We start from the raw sequence: 17,772 nt of genomic DNA, 5'->3' as shown, positions 1-17,772 counted from the left end.
CGATTTATTGGACTTTTTTAGATAAACGTGGGTGCAGTAACCTGTCAGAACAACAAGCTTTACTGGTTCCGGTAATTGAAATGTTAAAAGGTGACGATTTTGTGGTTATCGGAGATAGAGAATATCTAGCGTGTTGAACTAGCTAAATGGCTCCAATCAAAGCATGTAGATTTTGCTTTCCGTCAAAAAGCCAATACCTACATTCAGGTGCGACCCGTGGCGAATTAAATTCGCCTACGGAAAGCGCACCTTCAGGAGAAAGAAAAAGATTTTAAAAAACTAAATTCCTTAGAATTATCTCCGGGAGACGAAACCTTAGAGAGTGGAGCCTTATTACAAAATATTCAAACCTTTTCTGCAAAATTGCTCACCCATAAAGGCTCCACTCTCTTACGGTAACTTCAAAGAATGAAAAAAATTTTACTGGAGTCAAGGTAACTAAAAGTAAAGGGTTTGGGGGAATGGCGATTGCCGCCTACTACAAAAGAAAATACAAAGGTAAGAGCTCAGATTAACCTTGGTATATTTTAACAAATATCAAGAGCTTAAAAGAAAGTTGGGAAGCCTATAAAGCCCGAAGTGGAATTGAAGCGATGTTTAAGGATTGTAAGAGTGGTGGTTATAATCTAGAAGGGTCTAAAGCTTCTGTTGAACGTTTAACTCGTCTAGTATTATTAATAGCAATCTCCTATACTACTGCTGCTTTGCAATGGGTAAATATCAAACAACTAGGACAACAAAAATATATCAATCGTCTACAATAACTAGGGCGAATACAGCAACGACATAGTAACTTTTGGATAGGTCAATACGGGCTTTTATGGATAGTAGGAATGGAGTTTTGGTCAGTCTTAGCTCAAAAATTAATGATAAATAAATGCAATAAACTACCCTTTTTTCAGAGGGGTAAAAGAGCCATGAAGCTGATTCAGTCTACCTTCTAGCTCCCTTGTCACCCCCTCAGCTTGTGAGCCTTACTGGGTGTGGGGTGTAGGGTGTAGGGTGTAGGGTGTAGGGTGTGGGGTGTGGGGTGTGGGGTGTAGGGAGTAGGCTATAAGAAAGCGATGCAGCGCGGTCTTGGGAAGGCAGCGCGGTCTTGGGGGTCTCCCCCATGAGCGACTGCCGTGGTTTCCCCCACTCGCTATTGCATCAAGACAATGTACTTAATTTGTCGTTAAAAATCATCAAGACAGGAAATCAGTGTCAAAAAACACTGTACCTCATAACTGCGAGAAACGCTATAGGGTTTATAAATGAGATGTAAACCTAGGAGGTATTTTTTTATTGTCCAATAAAAATCCGTATCTATTGCCCCTCTTGCCTTTTGCCTTTTGCCTCTTGCCTTGTGCCCTTTGGGAGTCTGTTCACAACTCAAATAAAAAATCTATATCATCTGATTAAATGTGAAAGCTTTGCTTAACTTAAATTTAATAAAACTTGAGTGATACTTCATCAAAGCTTCGCCTATAGTTGCCGGATGTGTAGTTAGGATAGTTTATGTCGCAAATATTATCCTAAATATCTGATTGGTAATTTGGGTTGAGATTGTAATTACTCAAACCCTGATTATCGAATGCTTGGTTCTGTTGGCAAATTGTCACTATTAGTAGGTGGATGGCAGCCACCTACTAATAAGAATGTGCAGGATGCTAACAGTAATCAACGGGATTTTAGAGGACTGCTGAGACTAGTAGCCATTTCACCAGTGGCTACTGTTACAAACCAACACATCATAAAGGGGCATTTTAGCATGTTTGATATCAAATATGCAAGTTTTAACGATCTCGATAAGTCGTTGAACTTTGGGGAGACTGAGGTACACAAAGCTTTGGGAAGTCACTCCAAAACCTCTAGCACTATTGTCTTTATTGACTCAGGGGTTGATGATTATCAGAGTTTAGTTAATGGTACGGTACCCGAAGCTGAGGTGATTGTCCTGGACTCTACACAGGATGGGGTTGAAGAAATTACCAAGGTTCTGGAAGGACGCACTGATATTACTGCTATTCACATCATTTCTCATGGTTCACCAGGGTGTTTGTATTTAGGGAATAGCCAGTTAAGTCTAGACACTCTAAATCACTATGGTGCACAACTAAAGACCTGGATTGCTTCAACTTCTCTTACTCAGGAAGGCAAGTTCACTTCTATTCCTATCCTTCTTTACGGTTGCAATGTTGCTGCTGGGGATGCGGGTATGGAGTTTGTGGAAAAGCTACACTACCTAACTGGGGCGGAAATTGCTGCTTCTACAAAGCCCACTGGTTCTGGGGCACTGGGAGGAGACTGGGAACTAGAAATAACCACCAGTAATGTTGAAGTCCCGTTGGCATTTCAGGCAGCAACACGAGCAGCTTATGGCTCAGTTTTAGCTAAAGGACAGTGGATCGCCCAGGGACCGAGTCCGGCACAGAATGGGCAAGTTGAGAATGTTCAGCCTAATAATGAGGTGGCTGGGGCAATTCATACGGTGCTTGCTCACCCTGATGATGCCAATATCCTTTATATCGGAGCCACAAATGGCGGGATTTGGAAAACAACGAATGCAACGGACAGCAGCCCAGACTGGACACCGCTTACGGATGACTTGCTAGGGAATTCCATTGGCGCAATGGAATTTGATCCGAGTGATCCAACCAATCAAACGATCATTGCTGGCATAGGTCGTTTCAGTTCTTTCTTCCGTTCTGAGGATCAAGACGTGCCAGGACCTTTAACCGGTTTGTTAAAGACCACTGACGGAGGAAATACCTGGATTCAACTTGGAACGGCTGATAACCTGGACAACGATCGTGACGGTATGGTTGATGAAGCCGATGAAACTCTGCTGTCAGGACGAAATATTTCAGGTGTGGCCTCTCGCGGCAACACGCTCTTAGTCAGTGCTAATAATTTTCGTGGTGGTACTCAAGGGGGTGTTTACCGCAGCACTAACAATGGTGCAAGCTGGGAATTCATATCAGGTAGCAATGGACTTGATGCGGGAGCTGCCTTTGATCTAGTGGGTGACCCAACTGATAACCAGCGTTTCTACGTATCGGTTCAGGGCAACGGTATTTTTCGTTCAGATGATGGTGGAGCTAATTGGACTAACGTATCTGATCAGGATGCGAATCTAGATGGGGTCATCACTGAGGTAGGTAATAATAACACAGAGATGGCGGTCGCAAGCAATGGTCGCCTATACACTGCTGTTCTCACCAATGGGCAACCGTCTTATATCGGATTTACAGACAATCCAACGGCAACCAACCCAACTTGGACTCAAATGGACTTGCCACGGACCCCAGAAGTAGTTGGAGGAAACCCGACAAATGTGGGTCTCAACCCCACACAAAAACCAGGAGGTCAAGGAGCTATACATTTCTCGATTCTTGCCGATCCTGACAATCAGAATGTTGTCTATATCGGTGGTGATCGGCAAGGAGCACCTCGAGGGCAGACCACAACTTTCCCAACCTTTGTAGGGGCACGAACTTTTTCTGGGCGACTGTTCCGTGGTGATACGACAGTTGATCCAACCAATGAGTCTCCTTCCCCTCAGTGGGAACATTTGACCCACAGCAACCTTATTACAGCCATTCCCAATGGCGGAACGGCAAACAACAGTTCACCACACGCCGATTCCCGCGAAATGACCTTCGATGCCAATGGTGACATCATTGAAGTGGATGATGGAGGAATCTACCGCCGCACCAATCCACAAGACAACACTGGAGATTGGTTTTCCCTCAATAGCAATTTGCAGGTGACTGAGATCCACGATATTGCTTACGATACTGTTTCCAACATTATCATCAGCGGAAACCAAGATACAGGAACAACACAACAAAATAACTCTGATTCAGTTGTCTGGGACAGCGTGTCTACGGCTGATGGTGGCGATGTCGCAGTTTCGATTGATCCTAATAACGATCAGCAATCGGTGCGATACTCAAGCTTTCAAAATCTGGATAGTTTCAGACGTCGGGTCTATGATGCAAATAACAACCGAATCAGCGAGACTTTTCCTACTCTAAATGGTTTCAACACTTTTGATAGACAATTTGTCACACCAGTAGTAGTCAATGAAGTTGATCCCAACCGTATTGCTATTGGTGGACGCACTCGCGTCTACGAATCGTTTGACCAGGGTGATAACGTCACTATTGTGAACACGGCTGGCGGCGGTAGTGTGGGGGTCAACAGCGGTGACGGCGATCCAATTGCCTATGGTGGTCGTCGGAATGGGCAAGATAATCCAGACGTAATTTATGTCGGATCTCAATCTAACATATTTGTCCGCACCACATCAGACGGAACATTAGAAAACACTAACTATTCTGGTGGATTCGTTGGAGACATCGTACTCGATAGCGACGACTGGATGACTGGCTTTGCCATTGATGATGACCAGGTATTTCAAACGACTGATGCAAATAACTGGATCGATATCACGGGCAACCTGCAAGACTTCGCTACCAACTTAAATTTAGAGCCAGCGGATTTGAACTTGCGATCAATTGAGTTTATTTCCGGTTCTACGGTAGATGGGATCGTAGTTGGCAGCAATATAGGCATCTTTTCAGCAACTAGCAGCAATAATTTCACCGATTGGTTAAAGCTAGGAACGGATTTACCTAATGTTCCTGTTTGGGATCTTGACTACGATCCCAGCGATGACCTACTGGTAGCTGGCACTCTGGGGCGTGGCGCATGGACTCTCTCAGATGCGAGTTCTATACTTGTTGTGGGTATCACGGAAATTGGCACCTCAAATAATGATAATCTCACTGGTACTTCACGAAACGACACCCTCAAGGGTCTTAACAGTCAAGACACCCTCCAAGGAGGGGCGGGTGATGACCTCCTTGACGGTGGCGGCGGTGACGATAAGTTATTTGGAGACGAGGGTAATGACACCCTCTTAGGGGGCCAAGGTCAAGATCAACTCTTTGGCGGTAGCGGTAACGACCTCCTCAATGGTGGTCAAGGAGATAACATCCTGACTGGTGGCGCTGGAGAAGATACCTTTGTCTTGTCCACTGCAGGCAAGAACACTATTGTTGACTTTGAAGATGGTGTAGATTTGTTGCAATTAGAGGGAGGGTTGACCTTTGGGTCACTTTCTATCTTTGAACAAAATGGTGACACCTGGATCACAACTCAAAATAATCAACCGTTAGCTTTCTTGACTGATGTGAACTCCAATCTGATTACGGCTGACGATTTTGTTGTTGTGTAATCTAGCGTAAGCTATCAGCTATCAGCTATCAGCTATCAGGTAATGGGTGGCACAGGCTTCTAGCCTGTGCCACGGTACTTGATTTGCTTATGGGCATAGGATAAGCTACACCAAACAGCTTTTGAATAAGCGACTGGACAAGACAACAGGTAAGCAAAAGTTTAATCTGAGTTACGGAATGCTGACAGCTGACAGCTAACGGCTGAATGCTGACATATCAACCATGATCAAAAAAACTGCAAATACGCTCTTTCCCAGAATAAACATTAAACCGTTTTCCCCGCAGAAATCCCACTAGAGTAATCCCAAACTCTCTGGCTAGGGTTACCGCTAGACTGCTGGGCGCAGATACAGCGCAAACAATTGGTACCCTAGCCATGAGACATTTCTGTAGAATCTCAAAACTAGAGCGCCCACTTACCATCACAATGCGATCGCTTAAGGGCAGTTGATTAGTTAATAAGGCTGAACCCACCAATTTATCCACAGCATTGTGACGTCCCACATCTTCTTGTAACGAGAGTAACTCTCCTTGGGAATTAAACAACCCAGCAGCATGGATTCCCCCAGTTGTGGAAAACACTGATTGAGCTGAACGCAGCTGTTCCGAGAGGCTGTAAATCACCTCAGTGCTGACTTCCATAGCATCAGACATCACTGGACACCCTCGCAACCGTAGTGCCTCAAGACTAGCTTTTCCACAAATTCCACAGGCGCTGGTGGTAAAAAAGTGGCGTTCCAGGGGCTGCAAATCTGGAGTCAGTTCCTGCCTCAGGGTCACATTCACAATGTTATAGCGCTGCTCACCATCTCGATTAGAATCCACACAGTAGCTAATCCGTTGAATATCATCCCGATCCTTTACAATTCCTTCACTGTAGAGGAACCCTGCTGCTAGTTCAAAATCTGCCCCTGGGGTGCGCATCGTCACCGCAACGGTTTTCTGGGGAGAGGTCAGGCGAATTTCCAAAGGTTCTTCTGTTGCCAGTTGATCTAAACGCGATCGCACTTGGCTGTTTTCCACTACCCAGACTTGGGATTTAGTTTTGCTGCGGTACTGATTCATAGTTGGTTGATAGCAGTTTTCAATACCCAATTGAGAACTGCTATATGACCTTATCGGTAGTTTAATCATTTTGCTAATCCTATCTAATAGTATCTAATAGTGCTACAAATTTTTTAGGCATAGGATACCTGCTTCCCAATGTTTTGTATAGCAGTCGAAGTAAAGGTTAAGAGTAAGCATTCAGATATCAGCCGTTGGCCTTGGCCTTTGGGTCACGACGCTACGGTAATGGCCACGCTACGGTCATGGCTAAGCTACTTGAGGTGCTTTGTTGCTAATCTCTGTTACGGAAAGATGATGGGCTTTTCCCCAGACTTTAAATTCGATATAATCTCGAACTATTAAATTATAATCAAACAGGTTTATTTTAATGATGATAGCTAACAACTGACGTTGAATACATAGTTATATTGGGGTGCATCTCAATGCATGCTGTTTGAACCTGTGGTGCGTTACGGGACGGACTGTCCCAATACTGGCTACTGATAAAATCAGGGCGAGTCCGTCCCTAACGCACCCTACCCAACTGTTTTATTTAAGAAACAAACTATGTCTTAAACTATCTTTTAGTTGCTCTAATTAGTAATAGATACAAAATTAATATTACGTAATAGTTTTTCTGCTAAAGTTTATGGTAATGTGATCAAGTACCCAGATTTTTACCTTACTCAAAACTCATGCTGCGTCAACCCAAAAAAGGCTGGACTCCTTCCTACTGGGCAAACTGGAAACCATTCGGTATTGGTGAACAATACCCGAACAATTATTGGGAAGTCTTCAGAGCAGCTTGGGAAAACCGAGACCAGTTATCCTATGCTTGGGATATCTTAAATCAGGGAGTGTGCGACGGTTGCGCCCTTGGCACTACTGGTATGAAAGACTGGACTGTTGATGGCGTCCATGTCTGTAATGTCCGGCTGCGGCTGTTGCGGATGAATACCATGGCAGCATTTGACCCCGAAATCTTAGCAGATGTCTCTCAGCTTCAGAGGAAAAAAAGTATCCAACTGCGGGATTTAGGACGGCTTGCTTACCCCATGATGCGGCAACGAGGGGAGCAAGGATTTCGTCGAATTAGTTGGGATAAAGCACTGGAATTAATCAGTGATTCCCTAAGGAATAGTTTACCTTCACCCATTGATAGCAGCACTAACCGATTTAGCGTTTATCTAACCAGTAGAGGTACAGTAAATGAAACCTACTATGCTGCCCAAAAAGCAGTGCGAGCGATAGGGACTAATAATATAGATAATGCTGCTCGCATCTGCCATTCTCCCAGTACCGCTGGACTTAAAGCGGGATTAGGGGTAGCAGCTACTACTTGTTCTTATAAAGATTGGATTGGTACAGATTTATTAGTATTTATTGGCTCTAACGTTGCCAACAATCAGCCAGTTACAGTTAAGTATCTCCACTGGGCTAAGAAGGCTGGTACCAAAATCGTGGTAATTAACACTTACCAAGAACCAGGTATGGAACGCTATTGGGTGCCTTCGATTCCCGAAAGTGCCTTATTTGGTACTAAATTTGCCGAAGACTTCTTTTTAATCAATATGGGTGGGGATATGGCATTCCTCAATGGAACGCTCAAGGAGATGATTGCTAACCATTGGGTAGACTCATCCTTCATCAAAAATCATACGACTAATTTTGAGCAATTAAAAGCAACCCTAGCTAACCAATCCTGGGAAGAACTAGAACAGCTTTCCGGTACTTCCCGTGAACATATGTACGCCTTTGCCAAGATGCTAGCTGAAGCTGATAAAGCTGTGTTTGTCTGGAGCATGGGTATTACCCAGCATAAGTGTGGCGAAGATAATGTGCGAGCCATCATTAACCTAGCCTTAGCCAAAGGGTTTGTTGGTCGAGAAGGCTGTGGGTTAATGCCGATTCGGGGGCACTCTGGGGTGCAAGGAGGAGCAGAAATGGGATGCTATGCCACGGTTTTTCCTGGTGGCAAGCCCATTACTCCAGAAAATGCTGCCAAGCTCAGCCAACAATGGCAGTTTGAAGTCCCCACCACCAAAGGATTAACAGCAGCGGAAATGATTGATGCTGCCCATTCAGGGGAGTTGGATATAGTATTTTCCGTCGGAGGCAATTTCCTGGAGGTGTTGCCAGAACCAGATTATATCAAAGAGGCACTACAGCGAATCCCTCTGAGAGTCCATATGGATATTGTCCTCTCCAGTCAAATGTTAGTAGAACCTGGAGAAACCGTAATCTTGTTACCCGCCACGACTCGCTACGAAATCCCAGGGGGAGTAACTGAAACCAGTACCGAGAGAAGGGTGATTTTCAGTCCAGAAATTCCTGGCCCTCGGATTGGGGAAGCCCGTCCGGAGTGGGAAGTCTTTATGGAACTAGCACAGCGAGTGCGTCCGGATTTGGCAGATAAATTACACTTTGATAGCACAGCCGCGATTCGGGCAGAAATTGCCCAGGTTATCCCCCAGTATGCTGGTATCCAACATCTTAAGGAAGCTGGTGATCAGTTCCAGTATGGCGGTTCCCATCTTTGCTTTGGCTGGAATTTCCCCACACCGGATGGTTTAGCCCATTTTTCCCCCTTATCTCCACCGAAGCGAGAACTGCCAGACGGTCATTTCCTAGTAGCCACCAGGCGAGGTAAACAATTTAACAGCATGGTACAAGAACAGAAAGATGCCATTACTGGGGCAAAGCGAAAGGCCGTGCTGATGAGTCGGGTGGATGCTAAAAAACTGGGATTAAACCATGGCGATGCCGTAATTCTGAGGAATCAACAGGGTCAATTCCAAGGAAACATCCATATCGCACCGATTACACCAGGAAATTTACAGGTACATTGGCCTGAGGGAAATGTGCTATTGGATAAACGCAAGCGATCGCCTGAAGTGGATATTCCAGACTACAATGCTTTGGTTCGACTGGAAAAAGTTTAAGGAGATAGTATCGAGGTAAGCATACAGCCGTCAGCTGTCAGCCGTCAGCTGAATGCTTAGTAATTAGTAATTGGTAAGTTACAAGTTATCAAGTTACAAGTTATCAAGTTACAAGTTTCACGTTACAAGTTTCACGTTATCAAGTTTCACTTGATCAAGTTTCACGTTACAAGTTTGAATAGGGATCCGTGTAGGAATTGTAATAATTGTTGTTCCCTACTCCCTACTCCCTACTCCCTACTCCCTACTCCCTGTTCCCTTTGCTATATAAGTAGTCAACCGGAAATGATATTAGTCAGCAACATATCGCCATCCTTGAGGTTCATATTCCCGTTGAATTCGCACCATCCAGCTACCTTGGGGAAGCTCAATTGGCTGATGCTCTTCGTGAGTTAAGGTTGCTGTTTCTGACAGAACTTGTAGATAAAGAATGCCCTTTTTTTCGTATAACTTAGCAACACCGTCACTGATGCGATGGGAATGTCCAGTTACCTCCCCTTCTGCTAGGGTTAGGTGAGGTAACTGTTGTCCATTTATTTGCTCTACAGGAAGTAAAATAACGTCGCCTTGTCGAATAGGTTGCATAGATTCTTTGATTAATTGTTAGCTTAATTAATTGTTAGTTTGATTAATTGTTATCGATGGGTTGGGAAAGGTGAGAAGATTTCTTTTGTCCATCACTATAGCATTTCTCCTAGTAATGATGTACAGTCAATTGGCTTATCCCTACTCCTAATGGCCTAGTCCCAATTGGTTAGTCCTAATTACATACTCCTAATTTCCTACTACCAATTCCCTACCACTTAATCCCTAAAACCCAGGAATTTGTACCTCATAAGTATGACAAAAAACTCGTTTTATAAACGAGTTGTGAACATCAATAAACGAAAAATAACCAAAATCATTGTTATTGTGGGCATCCTGCTTCCGTGAGATTTCACAACCTATATGGACATTGCTATAGACAATCAAACCTGAAAAATGGTCAATTACCAATTAACGATTACTAATTAACGATTACCAATTACCAAGTAACGATTAACAATTAACCTGCATATAATTCAGCGGCTTTCGCATCTTATGTTTGAAAGGTAGGCACTTGTTAGGATTTCAGCAATCGAGTCTTGTTGTTCATGAATTGATGAAATCCTTACTGGATAAGGGGTGTGGAATTTAGATGGGTTTGCCCTGGCATACAATTAAGTTTTGTAAAAATTATTAAATAAACTTGAGATAACTTAATAATTTGTTACAATTATGAGTAGTCATTATTTATAATAAAACTAATATGACACGCCAGCAATTGAAATCGAACCTGCCAACAAAAATTTGCCCTGTTTGTCAACGTTCCTTTACATGGCGCAAAAAATGGCAAGATTGTTGGGAGGAAGTCAAATATTGCTCAGAGCGCTGTCGCAGAAGGAAATCTGGCGTGAAGCAGGTATGAAGTATCAAGGATAACCAGGGCTGGATCGAGAAGTTTTCTTAGTCAGTTTTTAGGGTTTTGTATATTTTGACACTTGACACTCCAATGTCTCATAATTCAAACTAAATGTTTTAATCCTTAATATTTTCTTCATTCTTGTGTATGTTTGTGAAGACGGTGTGTCCCAAAGTCATTATCCACGGTGGTGCTGGTAGTTCTATAAAAGGCAAAGGAGGGGCTGATGCGATTCGCAAGTCCCTCCACTCAATTATTGAGGAGATTTATGCCTTGTTAGTGAACGGTAGTAGTGCAACTGATGCTGTTGTCCGAGGCTGCCAACTGTTAGAAGATGACCCGCGCTTTAATGCTGGCACCGGTTCGGTGTTGCAATCAGATGGGCAAATCCGGATGAGTGCGTCCCTGATGGAAGGTCAATCTCAGCGCTTCAGCGGTGTGATTAATGTGTCGCGAGTGCAGCATCCGATTCAGCTGGCAGAAGCGTTGCAAGGCTCCGATGACCGCGTGTTGTCGGACTATGGAGCTGCAGAATTGTTACGAGACCTGCAACTCCCGGTTTACAATCCTATGACGCAGCTGCGGTTACAAGAGTGGCTTCAAGAAAGGCAGGCCAATTTTAGCCATAAGATGGCGGGAGTGATTGCTGAGGACGAATTGGTGACGAGCTCTGAAGCTCGACGGGGAACCATTGGTGTGGTTGTACTAGATAGCCGGGGTCATCTGGCAGCAGGAACCTCTACTGGTGGTAAGGGTTTTGAACGGATTGGTCGCGTCAGTGACTCCGCGATGCCAGCAGGAAATTACGCTACTTCTGATGCAGCAGTGAGCTGCACCGGTATCGGGGAAGACATTATGGAAGAGTGTCTAGCAGCACGGATTGTGGTGCGAGTCACTGATGGTTCATCCCTGGTGAATGCCATGGAGCGTTCATTTAAGGAAGCTCGGAAGAATCAGCGAGATTTTGCCGCTATCGCTCTAGATGCTAATGGTGCGATCGCATGGGGCAAAACTAGCGAAGTTCTGCTAGCGGCTTATCATAGTGGCGAAAAGATTGTGGATACGTTGAATATGACTAAGGATGTGGAATTTTTGTCGATTTAAGTCGATTTAAGTCGATTTAAAGGTATCTGAACAATTACGGATACAGGATGCTGAAATATTTATAATCATTATTAATGGCTCTTCGGTACCTGTTAGACTAAGTTGTTCACTTTAGCATCCGGCAAAAGAAGCCCCACACCTCAAAACGTTCGCGCAGCGTGGCCTACGGCCAAGGGTGAGTGTGGGATTGATTTTGCATAGGGTCTTTTTGAAAATGTTATAGTGTATATACTGACAAACAAAGCCGAACGCGCCCCGCGTGGCCTACGGCCTTAAATGCTGGTTTGTCAGCAAAACAATCTTAAAAAAGTCAAAAAAAACAGAGCGGCAGCGATGCAGCGCGGTCTTGGGGGGTTTCCCCCACTCGCGCTTTGCATCAAGAGAGGGCAGTCCGTTCTTAAAGCCCAACGCCTCCTAAGCAATAGCTGGATTGGTTGGGAAGCCTACACTGATTCTATTGAATCAGTGTAGGAGCTGTCACTCACCTCAAACTACTATTGTGTATAGCTTTGAGATTTTGATAATTGATTTTTTATACTAAATAGTATCTCAATGGCTAAAAGCGTTGCCTAGCAATACTTTTAGCCATTTTTTATGAGAGCGACTGCAGTCCCTGCTCCCATTAACCCAAGACGAAAGTATCTAACCCAATTGAAAACTGCTGTATCGTAAGTAATCAAGCAGACATGATATGAAGAGTGCTGAAATGCTCAAAAAATTAGACAAAGTTTTGCTATTTGCTCTTTTCTTGGGTCTAGTTTTCTGTATCTACGGGATTAATTGGGGATGGGTGGAAGAATGGAATCCTGACCAAATGGGCTTTAAAGAACTTTTTCAAGCTGGAAAATTACCTTTCAATCCAGAGTCATTTCAGAAGCCACCTTTTCATACCTATTTTGTTTACTTTTTATCTGTTTTACCCTTTGAATTAATCGGCAATACTCTACATCTATCCGCCGATGATATTAATCCAGCTAAACTCCTCTGGTCAAGAATGCTAACAGTTTTTCTGTTTTTAGGTTCAATTATTTTAGTCTATCAGATCTGCAAGAGGTTTTTTGGGGTTTTCCCAGCTCGCCTAGTGACAATTATTTTTGCTACCAGCGCAGGCTTCATCAGCTTTAGTCATTTTTTGACAACAGAGATTCCCGTAATGTTTTGGATGTTATTATCCTTCTATTTCGCTCAAAATATTTTGTTATATGGCAAGTTATCGGATTATGTTCTAGCTGGTTTTTGCACGGGAATTGCCACAGCTACTAAATATAATGGTTTGGCAATAGGAATGGGAATTGTTGTTGCTCATGTTCTTTCCTTGACTTCGAGCTCATGGAGGCAATGGAAAAAATTACTGTTCGACAAAAAACTTATTATTGGTCTTTCGATGGTCATTATTGGTTTTTTGGTATGCAATCCCTTTGCCTTACTTGACTATTCTACTTTTTGGGAGCATTTTTGGTACAACTATATTGTCACCCCTGTCTATGGGGGAATTGCAGAAGGGAATAGTTTTGGTGAATTTGTTGTCGCCATCCAAGAAATTATCGGTTTCCCATCATGGTTAGTGTTTTTGCTTGGCTTCTTATTTTGTTTTTATAGTCTTGCTGTAGACAAGGAAAACCACCTCGAACATAAAGGGATATTGTTACTTTTTAGTTTATTTTTATTATATTATTTTAAGTTTGGATCTTTTCCGAGAATGGAAACTCGATTCGTCATGCCAATAGTTCCTTTTGGTTTAATTATTTCTGGTGTATTCTGGACTAAAATCAAGGTAAATCGGTGGTTAATGATTGGACTTTTACTAGTTATTTTAAGTTACAATTTGATTTGCAGTTTTTATGTGGGTAAGCGTTTTACAGAAGACCCTAGAATGGTAGCTCAAGAGTGGGTAAAAACAAATATTGAAAAGGGAAGTTCAATAGAATCGAGTGCCTATTCTCCACAATTTAGTAAGATACCATGGGTGATTTTAACAGAACAAAGAATGCCAGATATTAGCGGGCGGAAAAAAAAGTTTAGCCGTCTATTTAAAGATAATCCCTGGATAATGGCACGCCTGCAGTGGTCAACACATATACGCTGGGAGAAGGAAGATAGAGAAGAAGATACACAATGGTATACCCTTGAGAGATTGATAGACCGAAAACCAGACTATATTGCGGTTAATTCCCGCTACTACAACAGATTTATTGTCCGTCTTAAAAATGACTATCCTTCCCTATACAAATTTTTTAGCGATCTTTTAGAGGAAAACTATCCTTATCACATTGTATTTGACCGAGAATCTCCAAAGGTTCCAGGATGGATTTATCCTAAAACTATTGATTTTCTTAAGAATAGAATGGTGATTTTTGCCAAAAATGATTTGACCTATAACGAATAATCTACTGTGCGATCTCCAAATTCCATAGAGCATCAATTGCACTACCAACATACTCTGAGGCTTGGTGCAGCTCAATCCATTGTGCAAGAGCATTGGACACATAACTAGATGGTTTACCTAACTCAGCCAAGGTTTCAGCTGCTGAGGCCCGTACACCAGACTCTTCATCTTTGAGGCACCCCAGCAAGGCAGTGATCACAACTTGTGAAGAATTACCCAACTGGCTTAAGGCATTAATAGCGGCACAACGTACATCAGAATCTTCATCTTCTAGCTGTGGTAGTAGGGCACTGACCACTGTTTCAGAAAGGTTCCCAAACTGACCATTACCTAACTGACCTAAAGCAGTAGCAGCGGCACAACGGAGATCAGAATCTTTATCTTTGAGGGATGTGACTAAAGCACTGACTACGGTTTCACTACGCTGCTCTAATTTACCCAACACCGAAGCACTCAAGCAGCGAACACGAGTATTTTGATCGTTTAGCCTTGTCAATAACGCACTCACAACGGTTTTACCAGGCTGCTTCAATTTGCCCAATGCCCAGATACTGGAGTAACGAACACGAGAATTTTTATCGTTTAACCGCATCAACAAGCTATTCACGACTAGCTCAGAAACCTGACCCAATTCACCTAATGCTAAAGCTGCTTCAGAACGAACCGTAGCATCGTCATCTTTTAGCCAGCTCAGCAATGTATTTACTAAGCTTTCTGAAGTATTGTCTAATCTAGCAATAGTACTTAGTGATGAGTTCTGAGTATTTTTTGGAAGACTAGTGTTATCTAGAGTAGTGAGATAATAGTCAGGAGAGTCTAATTTATTTAATCTATCACTAGTTAATCTATCACTAGTTAATATCTCACTGACCTGGTGACGCACGGTATCATTCTTATCCTGTAGCCCTGCCAAAAAGCTTTTGAGGACTGTCGGGTTTTGCCCTAATTGGTTTTGCCCTAATTGGTTTTGCCCTAATTCTACTTGGCTTTCCTGGGATTGTGTATCTTTCTGAGAGTTTGCTCTATCTTTCAATAGTTGTACAAGGTCAAGTTTAATCTCAGTCTGATTCAAGTCAGAAAGGGTTTGAAAGACTTGCTGATGAATTTGGTAACCAACTCGCCGTGAATCACTGGCTGCTAGGGTAACTAATGCGGCTAAAATTTCTTGCAGTAGGGAATTATCTGCTATCTTCAAGGGTTGAGTATTTTCGGTAAGGCAAGTGGCAGCAAATAATAAATCTCGATGTAACCAAGACTCATACTCACTGCCATGATTTAAAATTTCCTGAATTGCTTTAGCGGCTTTTTTGGGTTTAAGCTGAGCAATTAGTAGCAGCAAGACGTCTTGCCAGTAAGAGTCATGGAGATAGTCTTGGATATGAGTCAGGATAATATCAAAATCCCCTTCATTATCGGCTTGATAGTTAATTTCTTGAGCACAGAGATAGTCTTGAAATATCTTATGAATAAAGGCGTAACCATCCAGCCCTTGTTGTGTTAAAATGCCAGTGCGATGCTCCTTTGGAGCCGCTACGCGAACGCTAATTAAATTAACCAACCGTTTTGCCTCTGCCTTGGCCTCGTCTAACTGAATCTGTTTCAGGGTATTAATTTCTCTAGCAAGCCAAGCGATTAGTTCATCTCGGTTAATTACTATCTTACCTTTTTTATCCTTTTTATCTTTTTCCTTTTTACTCTCCTGGGTATGCATCCAATACCCGAGACGTTCCATCAATCGTCTACAATCATTCAATCCCAGATATTTCAGCTTGTGATTATTACTAATATCTGGACTAATATCTGGTTGATTATCCCAGGAGGTTAATAACATATCTACTGCCTGGTCATAAAGCTGATAGCGTTCCAAAGGCAATCGGAAATGATAGCGGTGAATTAAAGTAATAATCGTCAACAATAGGGGATGTCTTGCCAGTTTTCTAATCTGTTCATGCTCAGATAGTAGGTTGCTTAGGCTTTCTTTAAGTCGTTGTGCTTCTGCTTTGTCTTGAATTTGACTATAGTACCAGCGCTGAATAAATTCTTCAATTTTACTGTCATCAAATAACTGAATTTGATAGTGGGAAAATTTTTCGTTCCATAAAAACTCCCCGGGTAAATTTGAGTTAGGGTAATTAGAATTATCGCAGGTGATAATTACCCAATTGTTAGGACATTGCTGGATAAAATCCTTAATTTGCCCTACGACTTGCTCACCTTTGGCTGGTTCTGTGACTTGATCAAGCCCATCGAGCAACATCACTGTCCGTCCATCTTCCAGCCAATGTTCAAAGAAACCTTTAGGCAGGGATTTCACCAATAGGTTTTTTTCAGCAAACTGCCTTGCATACTCTAGAATACTGATATTTGAATACTCGGCCCAATCCCGGATATCAATTAAAATCGGCAGCCAGTCAAGATCTGGCGCTAACCCAATAGCTTCTGGTTGCTTCTGGGCTAACATTACAGCAACATAATTCATTAAGGTGGTTTTACCTGAACCAGGCGCACCCAGTAGTATCACGTTACGGGATTTAGCAGAGGTAGCCTGCCAGGTTTTTACCCGTAATAAATATTGGGCAAGAGTTTTTTTAACTGTTTGCGTACGCAATGGTTGCCATGACTGATCGGGTAAGGCTACCTGAGGGTGAAAAGCCCGCGACTCTAACGGTCGCTGACTACTGGGAGGATGTAACACTTCTACCTCAGGCATGACAAAAATTTGGTCAAGCTTAAGGGAATGGTTTTCATGGTGTGGAGCTACCAACATCCCAGCAAACTTAACATGATCAATCTTGTTGGAAATTTGCTGTAAATAGTTTTCCTTAGTTAGTTGAAATTGTAAATAACTGCGGGTTTTATCAGTATAAGTCTTGACAAAGGTTTCCATCCAGGGAAGGATAAAACTATCTTGTGGTTGAGTGGGGGCATGGTTTAAGGCTACCTGCTTAAATTTTTCCACAAGTAAAGAGGTTAATGGTGCTTTGTTATCCTCTTGGAGGGGTTTGTGTAATTCCTCCTGTACTCCCATATGTTGAAAAAAGTCTTCCAGAAAAAGCGCGATCGCATCAGGAGCGGAGTAATAGAAAAGGCGCTGCTCTGGTGCCAAGGGTTCTTCTCGCACTAGGGCAGCTTTTAGTGCTTCCTCTAGTGCTTTTTGGATATCGGCAGGAGTTAGCCTAGTTTTAATTTTTATCCCTAAAATAGGGGCAACAGATTTAGCAACAACAGAAGCAATTTCCCAGGTCATAGGGCTAGATTAATTTCTATCAATAAATATTATCGCAGTGATTAGTCATAAGCTTGTTGCTACTTACTTCTGTTACCCCTATTGCTCCTCTTGAAACACCCAATTTAGCTCATTTGCGAACAACCTGATCAACTTACAGCCATCCCTTATCCTTGTTCAGCTGTTGGAATCTTCTGTGGTCTTTAATCGCCAACCGGGTTTAACGATCTGATTTCTACTACGAGCAATCACCAAGCTATCGTTTGGCACATCCTTGGTAAGCACAGAACCAGCTGCCACAGTGACATCCTCTCCTAAAGTTAGTGGTGCCACCAGAACACTATTGGAACCAGTCTTAGTGCGATCGCCTATCTCAGTTTTATGCTTTTTAACACCATCGT

At 42.9% G+C, this 17,772-nt stretch carries 12 protein-coding genes; 7 read left to right on the top strand and 5 right to left on the bottom strand.

The window, feature by feature from the left end; all coding sequences use genetic code 11:
• The first annotated feature begins 593 nt into the window (after positions 1–593).
• Positions 594–764, top strand: coding sequence for a hypothetical protein (locus tag F6J99_RS02835; protein WP_293111622.1), 171 nt, complete (start codon positions 594–596; stop codon positions 762–764).
• A gap of 196 nt (positions 765–960) precedes the next feature.
• On the opposite strand, the gene F6J99_RS02830 is transcribed toward F6J99_RS02835, so the two are convergent.
• Complete coding sequence (locus F6J99_RS02830) at positions 961–1,113, bottom strand: hypothetical protein (RefSeq protein ID WP_293111621.1); 153 nt, start codon at positions 1,111–1,113, stop codon at positions 961–963.
• Between the two features lie 460 nt (positions 1,114–1,573).
• Here F6J99_RS02830 and F6J99_RS02825 point away from each other — a divergent pair, with 460 nt between their 5' ends.
• Positions 1,574–5,224, top strand: coding sequence for a DUF4347 domain-containing protein (locus tag F6J99_RS02825; protein ID WP_293111620.1), 3,651 nt, complete (start codon positions 1,574–1,576; stop codon positions 5,222–5,224).
• Positions 5,225–5,441: 217 nt separating this feature from the next.
• Here F6J99_RS02825 and fdhD read toward each other — a convergent pair whose 3' ends face one another.
• Positions 5,442–6,290: a formate dehydrogenase accessory sulfurtransferase FdhD gene (fdhD, locus tag F6J99_RS02820; protein WP_365972489.1), complete on the bottom strand. Its 849-nt coding sequence runs from the start codon at positions 6,288–6,290 to the stop codon at positions 5,442–5,444.
• A 138-nt stretch (positions 6,291–6,428) separates the two neighbouring features.
• Between fdhD and F6J99_RS02815 the strand changes: the two genes are divergently transcribed.
• Both F6J99_RS02815 and F6J99_RS02810 read left to right on the top strand, forming a co-directional pair.
• Positions 6,429–6,635 (top strand): hypothetical protein, encoded by a 207-nt coding sequence (locus F6J99_RS02815; RefSeq protein WP_293111618.1) that lies wholly within the window; start codon positions 6,429–6,431, stop codon positions 6,633–6,635.
• 332 nt (positions 6,636–6,967) lie between these two features.
• The gene (locus F6J99_RS02810; RefSeq protein WP_293111617.1) at positions 6,968–9,214 is read left to right on the top strand and encodes an FdhF/YdeP family oxidoreductase; all 2,247 of its coding nucleotides are present in this window, start codon (positions 6,968–6,970) and stop codon (positions 9,212–9,214) included.
• Positions 9,215–9,505: 291 nt separating this feature from the next.
• Here the strand turns inward: F6J99_RS02810 and F6J99_RS02805 are convergent, their stop codons facing one another.
• Positions 9,506–9,799 (bottom strand): hypothetical protein, encoded by a 294-nt coding sequence (locus F6J99_RS02805; protein WP_293111616.1) that lies wholly within the window; start codon positions 9,797–9,799, stop codon positions 9,506–9,508.
• Between the two features lie 703 nt (positions 9,800–10,502).
• Between F6J99_RS02805 and F6J99_RS02800 the strand changes: the two genes are divergently transcribed.
• The 3 genes from F6J99_RS02800 (at position 10,503) to F6J99_RS02790 (ending at position 14,145) form a co-directional block, all read left to right on the top strand.
• Positions 10,503–10,661: a DUF2256 domain-containing protein gene (locus F6J99_RS02800; protein WP_293111615.1), complete on the top strand. Its 159-nt coding sequence runs from the start codon at positions 10,503–10,505 to the stop codon at positions 10,659–10,661.
• 141 nt (positions 10,662–10,802) lie between these two features.
• Positions 10,803–11,759, top strand: coding sequence for an isoaspartyl peptidase/L-asparaginase (locus tag F6J99_RS02795; RefSeq protein WP_293111614.1), 957 nt, complete (start codon positions 10,803–10,805; stop codon positions 11,757–11,759).
• Positions 11,760–12,450: 691 nt separating this feature from the next.
• A complete protein-coding gene (locus tag F6J99_RS02790; RefSeq protein WP_293111613.1) occupies positions 12,451–14,145 on the top strand; it encodes a glycosyltransferase family 39 protein in 1,695 nt (564 codons plus the stop codon).
• A gap of 1 nt (position 14,146) precedes the next feature.
• Here the strand turns inward: F6J99_RS02790 and F6J99_RS02785 are convergent, their stop codons facing one another.
• A complete protein-coding gene (locus F6J99_RS02785; protein ID WP_293111612.1) occupies positions 14,147–17,392 on the bottom strand; it encodes a HEAT repeat domain-containing protein in 3,246 nt (1,081 codons plus the stop codon).
• Positions 17,393–17,548: 156 nt separating this feature from the next.
• On the bottom strand, positions 17,549–17,772 hold a 224-nt coding region (locus F6J99_RS02780; RefSeq protein ID WP_293111611.1), incomplete at its 5' end, for a DapH/DapD/GlmU-related protein.

Origin of the sequence: Moorena sp. SIO4G3, from assembly GCF_010692305.1 — a bacterium.
GTDB lineage: Bacteria > Cyanobacteriota > Cyanobacteriia > Cyanobacteriales > Coleofasciculaceae > Moorena > Moorena producens_A.
Note: the sequence above shows the minus strand (reverse complement) of the source record. Positions and strands in the feature narration are given on the sequence as shown.

Coding starts and splice junctions, on each gene's coding strand:
- F6J99_RS02790 (WP_293111613.1), top strand. CDS start 12,451: ATGAAGAGTGCTGAAATGCTCAAAAAATTAGACAAAGTTTTGCTATTT.
- F6J99_RS02835 (WP_293111622.1), top strand. CDS start 594: ATGTTTAAGGATTGTAAGAGTGGTGGTTATAATCTAGAAGGGTCTAAA.
- F6J99_RS02815 (WP_293111618.1), top strand. CDS start 6,429: ATGTTTTGTATAGCAGTCGAAGTAAAGGTTAAGAGTAAGCATTCAGAT.
- F6J99_RS02805 (WP_293111616.1), bottom strand. CDS start 9,799: ATGCAACCTATTCGACAAGGCGACGTTATTTTACTTCCTGTAGAGCAA.
- F6J99_RS02795 (WP_293111614.1), top strand. CDS start 10,803: ATGTTTGTGAAGACGGTGTGTCCCAAAGTCATTATCCACGGTGGTGCT.
- fdhD (WP_365972489.1), bottom strand. CDS start 6,290: ATGAATCAGTACCGCAGCAAAACTAAATCCCAAGTCTGGGTAGTGGAA.
- F6J99_RS02825 (WP_293111620.1), top strand. CDS start 1,574: ATGCTTGGTTCTGTTGGCAAATTGTCACTATTAGTAGGTGGATGGCAG.
- F6J99_RS02800 (WP_293111615.1), top strand. CDS start 10,503: ATGACACGCCAGCAATTGAAATCGAACCTGCCAACAAAAATTTGCCCT.
- F6J99_RS02785 (WP_293111612.1), bottom strand. CDS start 17,392: ATGACCTGGGAAATTGCTTCTGTTGTTGCTAAATCTGTTGCCCCTATT.
- F6J99_RS02830 (WP_293111621.1), bottom strand. CDS start 1,113: ATGGGGGAGACCCCCAAGACCGCGCTGCCTTCCCAAGACCGCGCTGCA.
- F6J99_RS02810 (WP_293111617.1), top strand. CDS start 6,968: ATGCTGCGTCAACCCAAAAAAGGCTGGACTCCTTCCTACTGGGCAAAC.